This is a genomic window from Enterobacter asburiae (assembly GCF_024599655.1).
Lineage (GTDB): Bacteria > Pseudomonadota > Gammaproteobacteria > Enterobacterales > Enterobacteriaceae > Enterobacter > Enterobacter asburiae_D.
In genome coordinates this window covers 1,790,832-1,810,930 of the sequence record NZ_CP102247.1, presented here as the reverse complement: position 1 = coordinate 1,810,930, position 20,099 = coordinate 1,790,832, and the positions used below count along the sequence as shown (strand labels likewise).

At 56.8% G+C, this 20,099-nt stretch carries 15 protein-coding genes and 2 tRNA genes; 8 read left to right on the top strand and 9 right to left on the bottom strand.

The annotated features are described in order from the left end of the window. Window positions 1-80: 80 nt before the first annotated feature. Window positions 81-2,774: a cation-transporting P-type ATPase gene (locus NQ230_RS08525; RefSeq protein ID WP_108418196.1), complete on the bottom strand. Its 2,694-nt coding sequence runs from the start codon at window positions 2,772-2,774 to the stop codon at window positions 81-83. A 47-nt stretch (window positions 2,775-2,821) separates the two neighbouring features. Further along, complete coding sequence (locus NQ230_RS08520; protein WP_063928012.1) at window positions 2,822-3,253, bottom strand: universal stress protein; 432 nt, start codon at window positions 3,251-3,253, stop codon at window positions 2,822-2,824. Window positions 3,254-3,648: 395 nt separating this feature from the next. Here NQ230_RS08520 and NQ230_RS08515 point away from each other — a divergent pair, with 395 nt between their 5' ends. From NQ230_RS08515 to NQ230_RS08505, 3 genes are read left to right on the top strand one after another with little or no spacing between them, the layout of a single operon-like run. Beyond that, window positions 3,649-4,734, top strand: coding sequence for an efflux RND transporter periplasmic adaptor subunit (locus NQ230_RS08515; protein ID WP_213820251.1), 1,086 nt, complete (start codon window positions 3,649-3,651; stop codon window positions 4,732-4,734). Continuing rightward, the gene (locus tag NQ230_RS08510; protein ID WP_257260758.1) at window positions 4,734-7,796 is read left to right on the top strand and encodes an efflux RND transporter permease subunit; all 3,063 of its coding nucleotides are present in this window, start codon (window positions 4,734-4,736) and stop codon (window positions 7,794-7,796) included. The genes NQ230_RS08515 and NQ230_RS08510 overlap by 1 nt, the downstream gene beginning before the upstream one ends. Further along, window positions 7,793-8,758: an acyltransferase gene (locus tag NQ230_RS08505; protein ID WP_257260756.1), complete on the top strand. Its 966-nt coding sequence runs from the start codon at window positions 7,793-7,795 to the stop codon at window positions 8,756-8,758. Before NQ230_RS08510 ends, NQ230_RS08505 begins: the two co-directional genes overlap by 4 nt. On the opposite strand, the gene pagP is transcribed toward NQ230_RS08505, so the two are convergent. After that, a complete protein-coding gene (gene pagP / locus NQ230_RS08500) occupies window positions 8,755-9,330 on the bottom strand; it encodes a lipid IV(A) palmitoyltransferase PagP (protein WP_059347004.1) in 576 nt (191 codons plus the stop codon). The two genes, NQ230_RS08505 and pagP, sit on opposite strands and share 4 nt — an antisense overlap. A 256-nt stretch (window positions 9,331-9,586) precedes the next feature. Between pagP and shiA the strand changes: the two genes are divergently transcribed. The 3 genes from shiA to NQ230_RS08485 all read left to right on the top strand — a co-directional run bounded on the left by shiA (window position 9,587) and on the right by NQ230_RS08485 (window position 14,219). Next, on the top strand, window positions 9,587-10,900 hold the full coding sequence (gene shiA, locus NQ230_RS08495) for a shikimate transporter (protein WP_121424354.1): 1,314 nt from the start codon (window positions 9,587-9,589) through the stop codon (window positions 10,898-10,900). A gap of 73 nt (window positions 10,901-10,973) precedes the next feature. Then, window positions 10,974-12,428, top strand: coding sequence for an AMP nucleosidase (locus NQ230_RS08490; RefSeq protein WP_121424355.1), 1,455 nt, complete (start codon window positions 10,974-10,976; stop codon window positions 12,426-12,428). 18 nt (window positions 12,429-12,446) lie between these two features. Continuing rightward, window positions 12,447-14,219, top strand: a complete 1,773-nt coding sequence (locus NQ230_RS08485) for an aminopeptidase P family protein (protein WP_257260752.1) — start codon at window positions 12,447-12,449, stop codon at window positions 14,217-14,219. A 145-nt stretch (window positions 14,220-14,364) separates the two neighbouring features. Here the strand turns inward: NQ230_RS08485 and NQ230_RS08480 are convergent. Together NQ230_RS08480 and emmdR are read right to left on the bottom strand one after the other, a co-directional pair. Then, window positions 14,365-14,440: transfer RNA gene (locus NQ230_RS08480), tRNA-Asn, on the bottom strand. A gap of 103 nt (window positions 14,441-14,543) precedes the next feature. Next, window positions 14,544-15,998 carry a multidrug efflux MATE transporter EmmdR gene (gene emmdR, locus NQ230_RS08475; protein ID WP_121424357.1) on the bottom strand — a complete coding sequence of 485 codons (1,455 nt, stop codon included), beginning with the start codon at window positions 15,996-15,998 and terminating at the stop codon, window positions 14,544-14,546. A 161-nt stretch (window positions 15,999-16,159) separates the two neighbouring features. On the opposite strand from emmdR, the gene NQ230_RS08470 reads away from it, so the two are divergent. Both NQ230_RS08470 and NQ230_RS08465 read left to right on the top strand, forming a co-directional pair. Next, window positions 16,160-16,235 (top strand) — tRNA-Asn (locus NQ230_RS08470). Between the two features lie 53 nt (window positions 16,236-16,288). After that, window positions 16,289-16,624 carry a gamma-glutamylcyclotransferase family protein gene (locus tag NQ230_RS08465; RefSeq protein WP_257260750.1) on the top strand — a complete coding sequence of 112 codons (336 nt, stop codon included), beginning with the start codon at window positions 16,289-16,291 and terminating at the stop codon, window positions 16,622-16,624. A 47-nt stretch (window positions 16,625-16,671) separates the two neighbouring features. Here NQ230_RS08465 and NQ230_RS08460 read toward each other — a convergent pair whose 3' ends face one another. The 4 genes from NQ230_RS08460 to dacD all read right to left on the bottom strand — a co-directional run bounded on the left by NQ230_RS08460 (window position 16,672) and on the right by dacD (window position 20,076). Then, entirely contained in the window at window positions 16,672-17,007 is a 336-nt protein-coding gene (locus tag NQ230_RS08460; protein ID WP_008499467.1) for a DUF496 family protein, read from the bottom strand. Between the two features lie 158 nt (window positions 17,008-17,165). Then, entirely contained in the window at window positions 17,166-18,224 is a 1,059-nt protein-coding gene (locus NQ230_RS08455; protein ID WP_257260749.1) for an FUSC family protein, read from the bottom strand. A 92-nt stretch (window positions 18,225-18,316) separates the two neighbouring features. After that, window positions 18,317-18,790, bottom strand: a complete 474-nt coding sequence (sbmC, locus tag NQ230_RS08450; RefSeq protein ID WP_032646437.1) for a DNA gyrase inhibitor SbmC — start codon at window positions 18,788-18,790, stop codon at window positions 18,317-18,319. A 119-nt stretch (window positions 18,791-18,909) separates the two neighbouring features. Continuing rightward, entirely contained in the window at window positions 18,910-20,076 is a 1,167-nt protein-coding gene (dacD, locus tag NQ230_RS08445; RefSeq protein ID WP_257260748.1) for a serine-type D-Ala-D-Ala carboxypeptidase DacD, read from the bottom strand. Window positions 20,077-20,099: the final 23 nt, after the last annotated feature.

Here is a 20,099-nt window from a genome sequence, read left to right as displayed (position 1 = left end):
GATAACGATAGCGGCGCAACCATCAACCGTATGCGGCGGAAAAGAGAAAGCCTGGGCTCAGGCTTTCTCAGTTTACGCTATCACGCCTCGGTTTTGCGCCACCGGCGCGTCAGTACTTTTTCCGCCTCGACGATAAGGAACATCACAAAACCAATCAGCAAGGTGATGACCCAGTAGCGGAACGGCAGCGCTTCGGTGCCAAACAGCATCTGCATGAAGGGGGCGTAAATGATAAGAAGCTGTAGCGCCAGCAGCACGCCGCTGACGATCCAAATCCCTTTGTTCGCCAGCAGGCCTTTGCTCAGCGAGAAGCCGTCATTCACGCGACAGTTGAGCATGTAGAACCACTGCGCCGTTACCAGGGTTTGCAGCAGTACGGTGCGGATAAACTCCGCCGAGTAGCCGCGCGGCTGTAGCCAGGCTTCCAGCACGAAGGCGCTAATGGCAATCATCAGACCGACAAACACCACGCGCCAGATGGCATAGCCGTCCATCACGTGGAGATTCGCTTTTCGCGGCGGCCGGTTCATGATGTCCTTCTCACCCGCTTCAAACGCCAGGCCAAACGACAGCGTTGCCGACGTGGCCATGTTCATCCACAAGATCAGGACCGGCGTCAGCGGGATCAGGTTCCCCGCCAGCAGCGCGATGATGATCAGCAGAGCCTGCGCGATGTTGCTGGGGATAACGAACAGAATGGTCTTTTTCAGGTTATCGTAAACCCGACGCCCCTCGTGCACCGCACGGGCAATGGTGGCAAAGTTGTCATCCGTTAACACCATGTCGGCGGCTTCCTTGGTGACTTCCGTCCCCTTAATCCCCATGGCGATACCTACATCCGCCCGCTTGAGCGCCGGGGCGTCATTTACGCCATCCCCGGTCATGCCCACGACTTCCTGTTTACTTTGCAGGGCCTGCACAAGGCGGAATTTATCCTCCGGGCTGGTTCGGGCGAAAATATCGTACTGCTGCGCGGCGTCGCTCAGTTGACGATCGTCCATCGCCTCCAGCTCACGGCCGGTGATAGCGCTTGCGGCGTTACCAATCCCCAACATTTGCCCAATGCTCATTGCCGTTTGAGGGTGGTCGCCGGTGATCATTTTCACGCGGATCCCGGCCTGCAGACAGTCGGCAATGGCGGTAATCGCCTCCGGACGCGGCGGATCCATCATTCCAGCAATACCCAGCAGGATCACGCCATCGTGCAGGTCCGGGTGATCCAGCTCGCGTTGCCCCTCGCGGGCAGGTTTCCAGGCCGCGGCCACCATGCGCAACCCTTCCCGGGCATACTCTTCAATCTTCCCTTCCCAGTAAGGCTGATCGAACGGCTGCAGTCCGTCATTCGTCTGCTGGTACTGGCAGAGGCGGAACAGGACGTCCGGCGCGCCGGTGATCAAAATCACCTCTTCATCGCCCAGCCGGTACAACGTGGACATGTATTTATACTGCGAATCAAACGGGATTTTGCTGCGCATTTCGGTATCGAGCGGTGGGAGCGGAATTTTCGCCGCCAGGACCTTCAGCGCGCCCTCGGTTGGGCCCCCGGTGATTTTCCACAGCCCCTGCTCGTCTTTGATCAGCTGGCTGTCATTGCAGAGGTCAATGGTGCGCAGGTAGCGTTCCAGCAGGGAACCCTGCGTCACGCTAACGGGCGTCGGGTCATCTACGGGGTGAATATTCCCCACCGGTTCGTAGCTGTCGCCCTCCACGCGATAGGTCGTGTCAGCGGTAATCACCGCTTTGACCGTCATTTCATTCATCGTCAGGGTGCCGGTTTTATCCGAGCAGATGACCGTCATTGCCCCCAGCGTTTCCACCGTAGGCAGCTTGCGAATAATGGCCTTGCGACGCGCCATGGCCTGTACGCCAAGCGAAAGGATGATGGAAATGATGGCCGGCAGGCCTTCCGGCACGGCGGCAACGGCGAGGCTGATAAGCGACAGCACCAGTTCAGAAACCGGCATATCCCGGAACAGGAGGCTAAAGACAAACAGCGCCACCATCATCACCAGGATAGTGATGAAGATGGTCTTACCGAGCTTGTCCATCTGCACCATCAGCGGCGTGCGGTGCTTTTCAATGTCGGACATCATCTGATTGATGTGGCCCAGCTCGGTCTCGCCCCCGGTTGCCACCACCACGCCTTTACCGCCGCCGGAGCTGACAGTGGTGCCTGAGTAGAGCAGATTATACCGGTCACCTAAGGGCAGTTCCCCGCTTAACGCATCGCTGTTTTTCTCAACAACGGTGGATTCGCCGGTCAGGATGGCCTCCTCCACGCGAAGGTTATGCGCTTCAATCACGCGCAGGTCCGCAGGGATACGATCCCCGGCGCGGATCACCACGATATCTCCCGGGACCAGCGCCGTAGTGGGGATCGTTTCATGATTCCCCTGTCGTACCACCACGGCCTCGCTGGAGAGCATATTGCGAATACTCTGCAACGATTTTTCAGCATTGCTCTCCTGGATATGGCCAATCAGCGCGTTAATGATGGCAACCCCAAGGATCACAAACATGTCTACCCAGTGGCCCATAAAGAGCTTAAGCAACGCGGCCACCAGCAGAACGTAAATCAATACGTCGTTAAAATGCGCCAGGAAGCGCAGCCAGGCGGGTTTGCCCTTTTTTTGCGGTAACGCATTCTCACCGTGCTGCTGAAGTCGGGCTGATGCCTCAGTGCCGCTAAGGCCTTCCAGGGTGGAGTGGATATTCGACAGGGTTTCGTCAACGGTTTGTTGATAATACGGACGTTCAGGTTTTCCTGTTTTCATCGTTCCTTCCTCAGGTTCTATTCAGAAATCACCTTGCTTCTCTGTAATTAACGAATAACGAAAACAGGAACATGTGCGTAACGAACAATACTTGCCGCCTCCGATCCTAACAAATGGGTTTGAATATTTGGATTTCGCGAGCCGACAATAATCGCGCCGACGGTAAGTTCATCCGCCAGCTTAATAACCTCATCACGAACATTCCCGCTACGGACGTGGAGATGAACACGATCTTCTGGCAGATTCAATTTTTTGACCAGGTCAGACAGCTTTTCTTTCGAATTATTAATCATATATTCATCCATTTTGCGCGCATCTGAAATAAAACCACGCGTCAGCTCGGCTGAAAATTTGGGCATGACGTGCAGCAAATGAATGTCACCCGATGCGCTTTGCGCCAGAAACTGTGCATGCTGCAACGCTTTATCCGCCAGGCTTGTCTCGTAGACATCCACCGGAACGAGAATGTTTTTATACATATCGAGCATCCTTTTTATAACCAACACGAGAGTGAGTGAAGCAAAAAACGCATTAAATGCAGGGGGTTGCCCTTAATGCCAGTTACGGTAAAAAAAGATGGATAACATTAAACGTAGCACAGGAATATCAGGTTTAGCGCTTCCCCACTGATAATGGTTATTTAACATTTATCTTTTCGCCGACTATGCTCATAGTCAGCTACTGCTTCCGGCTCATGGAGGAATCTATGTATGGTTTAAGCCTGATCCGTCTGGGTATGTTTATTGCGCTTGCCATTATCGCCAGCACGGCGATTGGTTTATTTACCTATATGGTCGTCACTGTTCTGGCAGAATAGTGTCACCCCTGTCCAGGTTATGGAATAAATAAAACAGTTATTTATTAGGGGAATACAGTGAACCGCTATCTCTCTCTTTTACCGTTCGTTTTGTTAACGCTCACGGCGTGCGACCCGAAGCCCAAGCAAGCCGCCCCCCTGCCCAGGATGGTAAAAGTGGCGGAGGTGACGGTTCCCGGTCACGCCCAGCAGCGCGTTTTTCCCGCCCGCATTGAATCGGGCGATGCCACAGACCTTTCCTTCAAGCGCGCAGGTCAAATTGAAGCGCTCGATGTTCGTCAGGGCGCAGTCATCAAACAGGGGCAACAGCTTGCCAGGCTGAACGCCCGTGAAGCCCAGCAGCGGGTTAACGACAGACAAACGGCGGCGACGCTGGCCCAGAGGCAGTTCGATCGCTTCCAGACCCTGGCGGGCCGCCAGGCGATTTCGAAAGCAGAAATGGACGTGCAGCGCGCGAACCGCGATTCGGCGAATGCGGCGCTGCAGATTGCCCGGGAAGAGCTGAATCAGATGACGCTCGTCGCCCCCTTCAGTGGGACGGCGGCCAGCGTACACGTACGGAACCATCAGGTGGTGTCCCCCGGTCAGCCCATCGCGACGTTAACCCGCACCGACCTGCTGGACGTGGTGTTCAGCATCCCTGAAAACCTGTTTAAGACCTTTGATATCCGCAACGCGCAGTATCGCCCCGTGGTGAGAATTAACGCCATTCCTGATCGGGAATTTACCGCCGTCTACAAAGAGCACTCCGGCAGCAGCGACAGCAATACCCTGACCTGGCAGGTGATACTGACCATGCCGCGGCCAGATGATTTTCCCGCCGTCGGCGGCGTAAGCGGTACGGTGACCATTAATCTAACCAACCTCCCGGCGGGCGCGGACGCTCAGGCGCTGGTCGTACCGGTTGAGGCAGTCTTTAACCCGGACAACAGCCCGCGCAACGAGCCGCACGTCTGGGTCGTAACGGGCGAAGGCGATGCGCTGCATCTGGAAGACCGCAAGGTCAGCGTGGGGCAAGTGAGTACCGAAGGCGTGGTGATTACCAGCGGGCTTAAGGCAGGCGAACGCGTGGTGGCCGCGGGCGTTGGGGAGCTCCATGCTAACCAGCCGGTGCGTATCTGGACGCGTGAACGGGGACTGTAATGGATATCTCTCGTCAATTTATTAATAACCCTGTTCGCGTCTGGCTAACGATCCTGCTGCTGGGCATTGGGGGGATTTTCGCCCTGTTGAATATCGGCAGGCTGGAAGATCCCGCCTTTACCATCAAAACCGCAGTGGTGGTCACCCACTACCCCGGCGCATCCGCTCAGCAGGTTGAAGAGGAGGTGACGCTTCCGCTGGAGAATGCCCTGCAGCAGCTGCCTTATCTGGACAACGTGAGCTCCATCTCTTCAAACGGTCTGTCGCAAATCACCGTTAACATCGCTTCTCGCTATCACTCGAACGAGCTGCCGCAGATTTGGGATGAACTGCGCCGCCGCGTGGGCGATGCATCGCGTCTGTTCCCGCCCGGCGTCGTTACGCCCTTTGTGAATGACGATTTCGGCGACGTGTTCGGCTTCTTCTTCGCCATTTCCGGAGATGAATTCAGTAATCCTGAGCTGGTGCGATATGCGGAGCAGCTGCGCCGGGAGTTGATTCTGATCCCCGGCGTCGCGAAGGTCGCCATCGGCGGGGCTATTAGCCAACAGGTAAACATCGATATCTCCCTGACCAAAATGGCCGCGCGCGGCATTACGCTGAACCAGCTTTCCGCCCTGCTCAGCAGACTTAACGTCGTTTCCAGCGCCGGAGAAATCACCTCCGGCACCGAATCCATTCGCCTGCACCCGACCGGTGAGTTCGAGAATCTTGATGAACTGGCGGATATCATCATCACGCCTTCCGGCACCGGGGCGGCGACGCGTCTGCGGGATATTGCCACGCTGTCGCGCGGGCTGAACGAATCGCCGGCCAGTATCTACCATGCCAACGGTAAAAAAGCCGTTACCATGGGCGTCTCGTTTATTCCCGGCGTGAACGTTATCGACGTGGGGCACGCGCTGGAGGCGAAGCTAAACCAGATGTCGGCGGAAAAACCGGCAGGCATACAGATAGACCTGTTTTACGATCAGGCAGCCGAAGTGGGCCACTCCGTTAACGGTTTTATTATTAACTTCCTGATGGCGCTGGCGATTGTCATCGGCGTGCTGCTGATCTTTATGGGCGTACGCAGCGGGATCATCATCGCGTTCTCCCTCGCGCTTAACGTGCTCGGCACGCTGCTGATTATGTATCTGTGGGGCATTGAGCTGCAGCGCATCTCGCTCGGGGCGCTGATTATCGCCCTCAGCATGCTGGTGGATAACGCCATCGTGATTGTCGAAGGGGTGTTGATTGCCCGACAGCAGGGCTCCCCGCTGCTTACCGCCGTGAACTACATCATCCGCCGCTCCGCCCTGCCGCTGCTTGGGGCGACGGTGATTGCCATCCTGGCGTTTGCCCCAATCGGGCTGTCGCAGGATTCCACCGGGGAATACTGTAAATCCCTGTTCCAGGTGCTGCTAATTTCCCTCATGCTGAGCTGGTTTTCGGCGCTCACCCTCACCCCGGTGCTGATTAAGTGGTGGTTGTTTAAAAACGACAGCGCGCCCGATAAAACCGACGAGTCAGATCCTTACGATAAACGACTCTACCGCGCCTACCAGCGCCTGCTTAACACGCTACTGCACCATAAGGCACCGACGCTCATTGTGATGGCTGCGCTGCTGGCAGCGTCCATCTGGGGCTTCGGTGCCGTGCGGCAAAATTTTTTCCCGTCGTCTAATACGCCGATTTTCTTTGTCGATCTCTGGCTACCCTACGGTACCGATATTAAATGGACCGAGAAAATGACCGGCGATATCGAAAAAACCATTAACGGCCAGCCGGGGGTGGAAACCACCGTCTCAACCATCGGTCAGGGAAGTATGCGGTTTATTCTGACCTACAGCGGGCAGCGGCAGTACGGCAACTATGCGCAGATCATGGTGCGCATGGACGACCAGCGCAACATCTCTGCCCTGACCCGACACGTGGACGAGTACATCGCGCGAAACTATCCCCAGGTCAACGCCAGCACCAAACGCGTGATGTTTGGCCCCTCCGGCGACAGCGCCATTGAGGTGCGCATTAAAGGCCCGGACCCTGACCGGCTGCGCCTGATTGCCAGCCAGGTGGACGACATTCTCACGCGCGACCCTGCCACGGGCAGCGTCAGGAACGACTGGCAAAACCGCAGCAAGGTGATCCGCCCACAGTACGTTGCCGCCCTGGGCCGCGAGCTTGGCGTAGATAAGCAGGACGTTGATAACGCGCTGGAGATGAACTTCTCCGGCAGCCGGGCGGGGCTGTACCGGGAGGGCAGTGACCTGCTCCCTGTCGTGGTGCGCCCGCCTGAGAGCGAACGGCTGGACGCCAATCACCTGAACAACGTGCTGGTGTGGAGCCAGACGCGGCAGCAGTATATCCCGCTGAGTAACGTCGTCAGCCGCTTCTCGCTGGAGTGGGAAGATCCGCTGATACTTCGACGCGACCGCTCGCGAGTGCTGACGGTGCAGACCGATCCCGATCCGCTGAGCCAGCAAACCTCCGGGGACATTCTCGCCCGCGTGAAGCCGCAGATTGATGCACTTCCCCTGCCACACGGCTACAGCATCGAGTGGGGGGGCGACGCGGAAAACTCGAGTGAAGCGCAGCAGGGGCTTTTCACAACGCTACCTCTCGGGTATCTGGTGATGTTTGTTATTACGGTGCTGATGTTCAGCTCGGTGAAAAATGCCGTCGCCATCTGGCTGACCGTACCGCTGGCGTTGATTGGCGTGACGCCGGGATTTTTACTAACCGGCATTCCCTTTGGCTTTATGGCGCTGATTGGCCTGCTGAGCCTGAGCGGCATGCTGATCCGCAACGGCATCGTGCTGGTGGAAGAGATCGAACAGCAGAAAACGCAAAAGGATCAGCGCAGCGCGATCGTGTACGCCGCCACCTCGCGCCTGCGCCCCATCCTGCTCACCGCGTTTACGACCGTACTTGGCCTGGCTCCGCTGCTGCTGGACGTTTTCTTCCAGAGCATGGCCGTTGTGATTATGTTTGGACTGGGGTTTGCTACAATCCTGACGCTGCTGGTACTCCCCGTTATCTATGCGTGTTTCCATCGTAAGGACGAAGCCAAACCACAATGAATGCGACAGGGCTGAACATTATCAAGACGCTGGGCTGTATGACGGCGGTGACCTTCTTTACCATCTACAACACCTGGGATCATTATGATTATGACTATCACTGGATCCTGGGGTTTCTAACCTTTATCTCGACCATCGCCACGCCGCTGTTTTTTGTGGTTTCGGGTTATCTCGACGGACAGTCACGTCACGACACCCGCTGGCAGCTGGGTAAAATTAAAAGTCTGGTGATTGTTTTTCTGTTCTGGATAACGCTCTACTACCTGTGGGAGCCCTATCAGCGCGGGTATTTAATCCAGCCCTGGTTCGTGTTCGCGTTTGTGGTGATTTACACCTTCCACCCGGTTGTGGAATGGCTGAGCCAGCGGCGAGCGCTGTTCTGCGGCGCGATTGCCGCCCTGCTGCTCTTTTCCTACGGATACGATCTGCTATCGGCGCTCTATCCTGAAACGCACGTCCTTTCCCTGTCACCGCAGTATCGGCTGTGGACGTGGCTGCTGTTTTATCTGACGGGGCAACTCTTCTGCGACCCGAAAGTCGCCGAGTGGATTAGCCGCAAAAAGGTGGTCCGGGCAGCGGTTATCGCCATCCCGTTTATCTACCTCTTCACCTGGTTTTACGAGCGCCACTTCTTCTTCGCGCTGTTCAAGGCGGACAGAAACGCCTTTATTCTCACCGGCTCGCAGATCTACATCCTGATTATTGCCCTGGTGATTGCGGCGAACGGCGTGCGCTTTCGCCGCAACGCTGAATTTAAGGAGTCCATTCTGGCCGCCATCAGCAAAACGATGACCGGCGTGTACATTGTGCACTACTCGGTGTTTCATCTGCTGACGGCGCTGATACCGGTGACCTCTCTCGGTATGAAGCTGGCGCTGATTGTGCTCACGTTCATTACCTCTGTTCTCTTCTCCATGCTGGTATTGTCTAACGCCGTGGCAAAAAAGGTGATCACCCTTTAGAAGCCTAAGCGCAGCCAGGCAAAGAGCACGTTGCCGTTGTTATAGGTTCCTGGAATATAGGTGAACTGGACGGTAACGCGCTTATACCCGGCGGAAAACAGCGGGAAGATGAACGGTAGCGGGACATAGTTTGCAAAATCATCTCGCGCCGTGATGCCCGCGGCGGCGCCGAGCCCAAGGCGGAAATCTTTGGCATTATCCAGATACCAGCCCTTCTCCCAGCCATAGCCCATCGCGGGCTGCCATTCGTTGTGCGAGTCCTTGAACATCATCGCGAACAGCGCGCTCCAGTTGCCCTCTTCGTTATAGCGGGAAACGCCCAGCCCGCCGCCCCACGGCATTTCATTGTAATTGTCCGTTTTTTCTTTGTCGTACATAAAGCGAGCGTGCCAGCTCAGGAACGGCAGGTACAGGTCGTAACGTTGAGGTTCTTCCCAGGTCTGTGAGATATCATCCGTCAGCGCATTCCACCAGCCGCTGATGCGTTGCTCACCGTAGACGTTGGGCTCCGCGTTAAGCGGTGCGACGAATAAAAACAGGACCATCCAGAATGCCGAAAAGGTGCGTTGCATCGTTATTCCCTCAGCTTAGGCCACGCAGCGGTATCTATAACTGTAATCCATTCAGCACTAACCGGAGCCAAACAGACTGATTTATCTCAGCGTAGGGGAAGATGAAATTTATTTATTCAGCGCCTTCCGGAAAGATAAAAACGTTTTCTCAGGCGTTTTGTCGCGGTAGTCTCATAGGTTCCGTTTATATGACGGACGCAATGTGAGTGACCTTTTCTTATACCAATAATTAAAAATCAGTACGGACAGGACAACTATGGACTCCACCCTCATCTCCGATCGTCCCAACGAGGAGACACCTTCGCTCAATCGTGCCCGCCGCGCGGCCTTAGGCAGCTTCGCGGGTGCCGTCGTCGACTGGTATGATTTTCTGCTTTACGGCATCACTGCCGCCCTGGTGTTTAACCGCGAGTTTTTTCCGCAGGTCAGCCCCGCGATGGGCACGCTCGCCGCGTTTGCCACCTTCGGCGTCGGCTTTCTGTTTCGCCCGCTGGGCGGGGTGATCTTCGGCCACTTCGGCGACCGTCTTGGCCGCAAGCGCATGCTGATGCTCACCGTCTGGATGATGGGGATCGCCACCGCGCTGATTGGTATTCTCCCCTCGTTTGCCTCTATCGGCTGGTGGGCGCCGGTACTGCTGGTCACCCTGCGCGCCATCCAGGGCTTCGCCGTCGGCGGCGAATGGGGCGGTGCGGCGTTGTTATCCGTTGAGAGCGCGCCGAAGCACCGGAAAGCGTTTTACAGCAGCGGCGTACAGGTCGGGTACGGCGTAGGCCTGCTGCTTTCCACCGGGCTGGTATCGCTAATCAGCCAGCTCACTACCGACGAGCAGTTCCTGAGCTGGGGCTGGCGCATTCCGTTCATCTTCAGCATCGTGCTGGTCATCGCCGCGCTGTGGATCCGCAACGGGATGGAGGAGTCGGCAGAGTTCGAAAAGCAGCAGGAAAAACCGGCCACGAACAAACGTCTTCCAGTTATGGAAGCCCTCGTCCGGCACCCTGGCGCTTTTCTGAAAATTATCGCCCTGCGCCTCTGTGAACTGCTGACGATGTATATCGTCACCGCGTTTGCCCTGAACTACTCGACGCAGAACCTCGGTCTGCCGCGCGAGCTGTTCCTGAATATTGGCCTGCTGGTCGGCGGGATCAGCTGCCTGACCATCCCCTGCTTCGCGTGGCTGGCGGACCGGTTTGGTCGCCGTCGCGTTTACATCACCGGGGCGCTGATTGGTAGTCTCAGCGCCTGGCCGTTCTTTATGGCGCTGGAGGCACAGTCGATCTTCTGGATTGTCTTCTTCGCCATCATGCTCGCCAACATCGCTCACGATATGGTGGTGTGCGTGCAGCAGCCGATGTTCACCGAGCTGTTTGGCGCAAGCTACCGCTACAGCGGCGCGGGCGTGGGCTACCAGGTCGCAAGCGTGGTCGGCGGCGGATTTACGCCGTTTATTGCCGCCGCGCTGGTGACCTTCTCCGGCGGCAACTGGCACAGCGTGGCGATTTATCTGCTCGCGGGTTGCCTGCTGTCGGCGGCGACGGCGCTGCTGATGAAAGAGACGCGCCACAGCTGATCTCCCTTTTGTTTCACGGGCGTGTGACATACTATCGGATAGAGTCGCACACCTGTGGAACAAGGAGACAGAGATGAATAATAAGGGCTCCAGCCTGACCCCGGCTCAGGCGCTGGAAAAACTCGACGCGCTGTACGAACAGTCCGTCAACGCGCTGCGCGGCGCCATCAGCGAATATATCGAAACAGGGAAACTTCCCGACCAAAAGGCCAGAAACGAGGGCCTTTTTGTTTATCCATCGCTCTCTGTGACCTGGGACGGCAGCGCCAGCAGCAATCCCAAAACCCGCGCCTACGCGCGCTTTACCCACTCCGGCTGCTACAGCACCACCGTCACCCGCCCTGCGCTGTTCCGCCCGTATCTTGAAGAACAACTCACGCTGCTGTACCAGGATTACGGCGCGCACATTTCTGTGGAACCTTCGCTGCACGAAATCCCTTATCCGTACGTGATAGACGGCTCGGCGCTGACGCTGGATCGCTCCATGAGCGCGGGGCTGACCCGCCACTTCCCGACGACGGAACTTTCGCAGATTGGCGATGAGACGGCCGACGGGATTTATCACCCGGCAGAATTTTCTCCCCTGTCGCACTTTGATGCCCGACGGGTCGATTTCTCCCTGGCGCGCCTGCGCCACTACACCGGTACGCCAGTCGAACATTTCCAGCCGTTCGTGCTCTTTACCAACTACACCCGCTACGTTGACGAATTTGTCCGCTGGGGCTGCAGCCAGATCCTCGACCCGGAAAGCCCGTACATCGCGCTGTCCTGCGCAGGCGGGATCTGGATCACCGCGGAGACCGAAGCGCCCGAGCAGGCCATTTCCGACCTGGCGTGGAAAAAACACCAGATGCCCGCCTGGCACCTGATCACCGCCGACGGTCAGGGCATCACCCTGATCAACATCGGCGTTGGCCCGTCAAATGCCAAAACCATTTGCGACCATCTGGCGGTCCTGCGCCCGGACGTGTGGCTGATGATTGGCCACTGCGGCGGCCTGCGTGAAAGCCAGCTGATTGGCGACTACGTGCTGGCCCACGCCTATCTGCGTGATGACCACGTGCTTGATGCGGTGCTGCCGCCGGACATCCCAATCCCGAGCATCGCCGAAGTACAGCGCGCGCTGTATGACGCTACCAAAGAGGTCAGCGGCATGCCGGGTGAAGAGGTTAAACAGCGCCTGCGCACCGGTACGGTCGTCACAACGGATGACCGCAACTGGGAGCTGCGCTACTCCGCCTCCGCGCTGCGGTTCAACCTGAGCCGCGCGGTGGCCATTGATATGGAGAGCGCTACCATCGCCGCACAGGGGTATCGCTTCCGCGTCCCTTACGGCACGCTGCTGTGCGTCTCCGATAAGCCGCTGCACGGCGAAATTAAGCTGCCGGGCCAGGCCAACCGTTTCTATGAAGGGGCTATCTCAGAGCATCTGCAGATTGGTATTCGCGCCATTGATTTGCTGCGGGCAGAAGGCGACAAGCTCCATTCCCGCAAGCTGCGCACCTTCAACGAGCCGCCGTTCCGCTAATAACGATAAGGAAAAACAATGTCCAGCACATCACCGCTCTCTGCCCTTCGCCACTGGCTTGAGGCCAGCCATCTCGACGGGATGATCGTCCCGCGGGCGGATGCCTGGCAGAGCGAATACTGCGCGCCCTACGACGAAAAGCTGGCCTGGCTGACGGGCTTTGACGGCTCGGCCGGCGTGGCGCTGGTGCTGAAAAACAAAGCGCTGCTGTTCGTCGACGGTCGCTATCAGGTTCAGGCCCGCGTTCAGGTCAATACGGATGAGGTTGAGATCCACCACCTGCACAACGAGCCGCTGGCAGAATGGCTTGCAGAAAACGTTGAGGCCGGGACACGCATCGGTTTTGACGCGCTGCTGATGACCAACTCGGAGTTTGAGCAACTGTCTGCCACGCCGTGCGAGCTGGTACCGCTGAAGGCCTCGCCGTTTGACACCTTATGGACTAACCGCCCTGCCGCGCCGGCGGGGCTTATCCGTGAAATGGCGGTTGAACACAGCGGCGAACGCAGCGCGAACAAACGTCAGCGCGTCGCCGCCGTGCTGGCCGCAAACAACGCTGATTATCTCGCCGTCACCCTGCCGGATAACATCGCCTGGCTGCTGAACGTGCGTGGCGCGGATATCCCTTACAGCCCGGTCCCGCTCTCCTTTGCCCTTCTTGGTCGTGACGGTCACGTTGAGTGGTTTGTTAACGACAATAAGCTCAGCGCCCTGCCTGACGATGTGCTCAACGCGTTCACCATTGCGCCGCAGGATACCTTTATTGAACGCTGCCAGCAGATTGCTGAAGGCAAACGGGTGATGATTGATGCCGATTCCGCACCGGTGGCCCTGCGTTTCGCCATTGAGCCACGGGGAGAAATTGTCTGGCGGACCGACCCCATCCCCCTGATGAAAGCGACTAAAAACCCGGTCGAGCTGGCAGGCTATCGCGAGTGCCATCACCAGGACGGGGCCGCGTGGGTCAACTTCCTCGCCTGGCTGAGCCGTGAAGTGCCGCTGCGCGAGGCGGCAGGACAACCGCTCACCGAGCTGGACGCGCAGGCGCAGCAGCTTGCGTTCCGTCAACAGCAGCCTGGGTTCATCGAGCAGAGTTTTGCGACCATCTCCGCCTCTTCGAGCAATGCGGCGATGTGCCACTACCATTCGAGCGAGGCCAGCAATAAGCCCATCGGCCATGACCATTTTTACCTGAACGATTCCGGCGGCCAGTATGTTAACGGCACCACCGACGCCACGCGTACGCTGGCGTGGGGGAAAGTCGATCCGCAACAGCGCCTGCACTACACTGCCGTGCTGAGAGGCTTCCTGTCGCTCATTACCCTGCAGTTCCCTTCCGGGACTCAGGGGCATCAGCTGGATGCGTTTGCGCGTCGCCCGCTGTGGGAGATGGGACTGGATTACGATCACGGCACGGGGCACGGCGTGGGGCACCAGCTGCTGATCCATGAGAACCCGCATCGCATCGCCAAAAAGGTCAACCCGTGGCCGCTAGTGGCAGGCAATATCATGACTATCGAGCCGGGCTACTATCTGGGTGATAGCCACGGTATTCGTATTGAAAACCAGGTGGAGATTGTGGAGAGCCGTCCGGGGTTCTGCTCGTTTTCCTCGCTGACGCTGATCCCGATCGACTTAAGTCAGGCTGAGCTGCATCTGTTGAGCGAGCAGGAAAAGCAGTGGCTGGATGCGTATCACCGGCAGGTACGTGAGGCGCTGTTACCTCTGGTGAATAGCGAGGCGCGTTCGTGGCTGGAAGAGGCGACGGCACCGATTAGCCTGGATCGATAGTGCGGCTTTAGCCGGGTGGCGGCTTCGCCTTACCCGGCCTACGATTCGAGGTTTTTGTAGGTCGGGTAAGGCGAAGCCGCCACCCGACATTTTTACCAGATCCAGAAAAGCAAAAAGCCCGCTCGTAAGCAGGCTTTTCTAAATGTGGCTCCTCTGACTGGACTCGAACCAGTGACATACGGATTAACAGTCCGCCGTTCTACCGACTGAACTACAGAGGAATCGTGTGAACGGGGCGCATATTATCGATGCTCCCCCATGATGTCAAAGGCAGAATGCATATTTCCGATCGTTTGCCGAATTATTCTCCACTTCGCGCAATTGTCAGGCACTCTTTCGCGGATATTTCCACAGCCAACGCCCGCTGACCATGCGCCAGTAGAACAGCGCACCGCGCACGGCCCAGTCGAGGAACATCCCCAGCCAGACGCCGACCACACCCCATCCGAGCATCACCCCGAGCGTATACCCCGCGACAACGCGACATCCCCACATGCCGAGCATCGATACCCACATTGCAAAGCGGGCATCGCGCGCCCCTTTCAGCCCGGCGGGCAATACCCATGAGGCCGCCCAGATGGGCATAAAGGCCGCGTTGAGCCAGATGAGGATCTTAACAACCTCTTTAACGTCGTCTTCGTGGGTATAAAACGAGGCCATCAGCCCGGCAAACGGCGCGGTTCCCCAGGCGATCAGCGTCAGCCCTATGGTCGACAGCCAGAAGACGTGCCGCAGCTGACGCTCCGCCTGGCCTATCTGCCCTTTCCCGAGCCGTTTACCCGTGATGATGGTCGATGCCGAACCCAGCGCGTTACCCGGCAGGTTAATCAGCGAGGCAATAGAAAAGGCGATAAAGTTACCGGCGATAACGTCGGTCCCCATTCCGGCAACAAACATCTGTGTGAGCAGCTTCCCGCCGTTGAACAACACCGATTCAATGCTCGCGGGAATGCCGATCCCCATCACTTCCCAGATAATGGCGAAATTAAAGGGGCGGAAATAGCTTTTCAGCGTCAGACGCAGCGAGGGGGTAATCCCCGCCATCAGCACCCCAATGATGGCTACCGCGCCGATATAGCGTGAAATGGTTAAGCCCAGCCCCGCACCGACGAACCCCAGCCCCTCCCACGAGAACGCGCCGTAGATCAGCACGCTGCTGATCACGATATTCAGGATATTCATCCCGCCGTTGATCAGCAGCGGAATTTTGGTGTTGCCCGCCCCGCGCAGCGCGCCGCTGCCAATCAGCGCAATGGCCGCCGCCGGATAGCTTAAGACGGTCATTTCCAGGTAGGTCAGCGCCAGGTCTTTAACCTCGTTCGTGGCCTCCCCGGCGACAAAATCGATAATCTCTTTACCGAAATAGTGGATCACCGCCGCCAGAACGATCGAAAAAATGGTCATGATCATCAGCGACTGGCGGGCCGCCTCGCGTGCACGTTTGGGGTCAAGCTTGCCGAGGCTAAAAGCCACCACCACCGTCGTCCCGAGATCTATGGCGGCAAAGAATGAGATCACCACCATGTTAAAGCTGTCCGCCAGCCCAACCCCTGCCATCGCCTCTTTCCCCAGCCAGCTCACCAGGAAGGTGCTCAGGACCCCCATCAGCAGAACGCAGGTATTTTCCAGGAAGATAGGCACAGCGAGAGGGGTGATTTCACGCCAGAACAGGACACGATAGCTTTTACGTTTTGCATACCATGGCGTGCGCGCTATCGCCTGGCGTAAGGAGGCAGTGACGTTCAAAATGGACCTTAGAGAGAAAAGTTGAAACTCCATTTCAAATGATGGGGGACAAATGCTAATCCTGCAAAGTATTTTCCAGAAAAAGATGTGTGGATTTACAACAAACTGACGACAGAATCAGCAATCGGTCGATTTTCCCTAAGATCAGGTTTGACAAAAGTTTTTTCGCCGCTAAGATAAGCCTCCACAACGATTCCTCTGTAGTTCAGTCGGTAGAACGGCGGACTGTTAATCCGTATGTCACTGGTTCGAGTCCAGTCAGAGGAGCCAAATTTAAAAAGCCTGCTTTTAAAGCAGGCTTTTTGCTTTGCGGATGAGGGAAAATGAACGCTCTGTTTGTCTACGGCACGCTGCGCCCGGGCCACTCTAATGCGCATATTCTTGAAAACATTGGCGGCGAATGGCTGGTCGGTTCCGTATCCGGTACGTTTTACGAACGCGGCTGGGGCGCTGCGGCGGATTTCCCGGGGATTGTGCTCCACCCTGATGGCCCCCGCGTCGAAGGCTATCTGTTTATCTCTGATAACCTTGCCGCACACTGGCAAATGCTGGATGAGTTTGAAGACGGCTACGATCGTGTTGAGGTCACGGTGACCACCCTTGAAGGCAAGCAGGTTAAGGCCTGGATTTATCAGCTACAGCCGCGTTCTGCGTCATAAAAAAAGGCTCTCTGTCACCAGAGAGCCTTTTTCACTATTCGCTGCGATTACTCGCTTTTTGCTTCGCCGTTTTTGATTTCGCCCATCACTTTCAGCTTCTTGGAGATGTCACGACGCTCTTTGGACAGCTCAGCGTTTTTGATGATGTAGTCATCAACGCGGTCTTCATAGTCGCTCTTCATGCTGGCGATGATGCCCTGAATAGCTTCAACGCTCATACCTGGCTTGATGTAGTCGCTCAGGTTGTCGAGCAGCAGAACACGTTTCTGGTTGTCACGGATCTTCTTCTCAACGTCCTGGATTTCACGCTGCAGCTTGTTTTTGCGGCGGAACAGGCGGACGAATTCCAGAACATCCTGGAACGAAGGCTTGGTAGTTTCCATTTTTACACCCCTGATAATGTGAGATTCGGATTCGTTAAGGCAACCGTTGTAACAATAACCTTACTGACAGCGGCTGCGAATGACAATGAGTATATCGTTTAAAGCTATCATAACCCCAATTGCTGCTGAATCGAAGCAGCAGCCGTCACATACGCCTTTTATTTGCGCAGCGCCCGGCAAATAAGGTGCGATAACAGCTCAAGCTGCCGCGCCAGTTCCATGCTCAGCCAGACGTAGCCATGAATAGGCGTTTCCGCCACGTTATCGCTCTGGCGTTCGTTGATGAGCTGCTTCAGCTCCGCGACGATCTCATTCAGCCGCTCGCTGTTGGCCAGTATCGGCTGCGGGTTCCCTTCATAGAGCGCATGAGCGATGGTCAACAGCGTTTGCTGCGTCATCTGCTGGGTCTCTTTAAGGGTCTGCGCGTTAAGCATCAGCAGATGGCTGGGACGCGAGGCCCAGTGGGCGTTGATTTGCAGTTCAAGCATGCAGACCAGATTGCGGCTTACCGTCTGGATAGCTTCAAAAATCGATTTCTGAATATGGGTTTCTTTGCTGGCGGGCGTGATCAGGCCGCGCATTTTAACCACGTCGTTGAGGATCGTTTGCAGATGCTTTTCCAGCCGGGGACGCTCAACCAGATTCGGGGAAAAACCGGCCTGATAGACGCGGTTAAAGGCGGTGACGTAGTTAGCCATCTGAATACGCCAGTGCAGAAAAGCACGCTGTGGCCAGACACCGGTGAAGAGCATGGCCAGCAGTGACCCCAGGATGACATCCCCGCTTCGCCACAGCGCCGTGGTCATATCCCCGGCGGGCGCACCGACAACCACCGCGAGCGTAATACCAATCAGCAGAGCCTGATACGGTCTTTTGCCCAGCGCCAGCCAGCCGCACAGGAACATGGCGGCACCGCACCATGCCAGCATCACGGGAAATGAGATGAGCTCCAGCTTCAGGGCGATAAGCCCAAGCGCCGAGCCTAAAACCGTCCCGCCAATTCGCTCAAAAGCGCGCGGAACAACGTTTCCCCAAAACGAGATGGGCCCCATCACCACCACCAGCGTGATCAGCGGCCACGTCCCTTCGGGAACGTCCAGCAAACGGACCAGCACAAACGTTAATACGAAAGCCAGCGCGATGCGACACCCGTGCACCACGCGGTAATGTTTGTACAACCGAATTTCAAAAGGGGTTAATGATTTGTCGGGACGCACACCCGCTCTCCAGCTACACGGCAAATCACAATTGTACTGTGTTTTCAGCCGGGCGGATCGCTCCCGGCTGAAAAACCCTTCACTTCGCAGGCTTAAACCGTTTTATGCTCTACCGCGATATACATTTCGATATCCCAGTAGCCGTCTGCATTGCCGTCATTGAGATAGCGCTCGAAGCAGGGTTTGAGCGCCATCTGGTACTTATTGTCCTGCAGCAGGGAATTAAAGAACTGATACCACGGCGTGGCGAAGTCGTAGTTTTCCACGCGCGCCGTCGCCACGGCATAATCCCCGGCCGCGATTTCCGTCATCATGACGCCTTCGCTGTTTTCCGGGATGACGAAATCATCCGGTACCGTAACCGCCGTATCGCAGCGCAGTTTTTCTGCCGGGACCTCGTCGGGGTTATCGTAGTAGACCGCAACCCACTCCAGCGGCTCAATGTGACGCCCGTCGACCCACATCACCAGCTGTTCAAAACCCTGTTTTACCGTTTGTTCCCACGGTCCGACCAAATGAAAACCGGCAATCTTACGTTTCTGTTGCTGCTTAATGCTGTAGTCCATGCTGCCTCCACTTATCACTGTATATTTATACACTATAAAACTGGATGACTATTATCGGCAAACGAGGAGTGTTTATTATGTGAGCAGACTCGCAACCCTGCCAGCCTGCTCAGCAACAGTTAAAGCGTGTGGTGCAGATAATCGCTCATGCGAGAGAACAGGCCACCTTTATCAACGGCTTCCAGCGTCACCAGCGGCCAGTGCGCCACCACTTTGTCGCGGTCGTAGAGCTGGATCTCTCCGACCCGCTGGTGCGCGGCGATCGGCGCTTCCAGCTCTTTTTTATCCAGCACGTATTTGGCTTTGATGTTCGGCACTTCCGCTTTCGGCAGTGCCAGCCAGAAGTCCTGGTCGGTACCCAGTTTCACCTGCTCCTTATCGCCGTACCAGATACGTTCTGTCCCCACTTTTTTACCGCTATGCAGGATCTGCACCGTATCGAAATTCTGCTGCCCCCAGTGCAGCAGTTTTCGGGCCTGGTCCTCACGCCCTTTCGGGCTGTCCGCCCCCATGACCACCGCGATTAAACGGCGCTGCCCGTCAACGGCGGACGCAATCAGGTTAAAGCCCGCCCCCGAGGTATGTCCCGTTTTAAGGCCGTCCACGTTCATGGTTTTATCCCACAGCAGGCCGTTACGGTTCTGCTGGGTGATCCCGTTCCAGGTCAGGCTCTTTTCACTGTACATATGATAAAACTCAGGCTCGCCGTGGATGATGGCGCGGGAGAGTACGGCCAGGTCATAGGCCGAGCTGTGCTGGCCCGGCGCGTCCAGCCCGTGGACGGTTTCAAAATGCGTATCGCGCAGATTCAACTTTTGCACGTAGTCGTTCATCATCTTCATAAACTGCGGCTGACCGCCCGCCACGTGATCGGCCAGCGCCACGCAGGCGTCGTTGCCGGAATCGACAATCAGGCCGCGGCTTAAGTCACGCACGGAGACGCGATCGCCCTCTTTCAGGAACATGAGCGACGAGCCGTCAAAAACCGGGTTGCCTTTAGCCCACGCGTCACGCCCTACGGTGACAATGTCGTCCGGCGTAATGCGGTGGCTATCAATGGCCCGATCAACCACATACCCCGTCATCAGCTTGGTCAGGCTCGCCGGATTACGTTGTTGATGTTCGTTGCCCGCCGTTAAGATCTGACCAGTCGTGTAGTCCATCAGCACCCAGGAGCCAGCCTGAATGGCCGGAGGCTGCGGCGAAAAATCCAGTGGTTCGGCCGCAAAAGCAGATGAGACACTCGAAGCGAGTAAAGAAACAGCAATAAACAGACGGCGTTTCAACGGTATATCCTCAGGTCATTAAA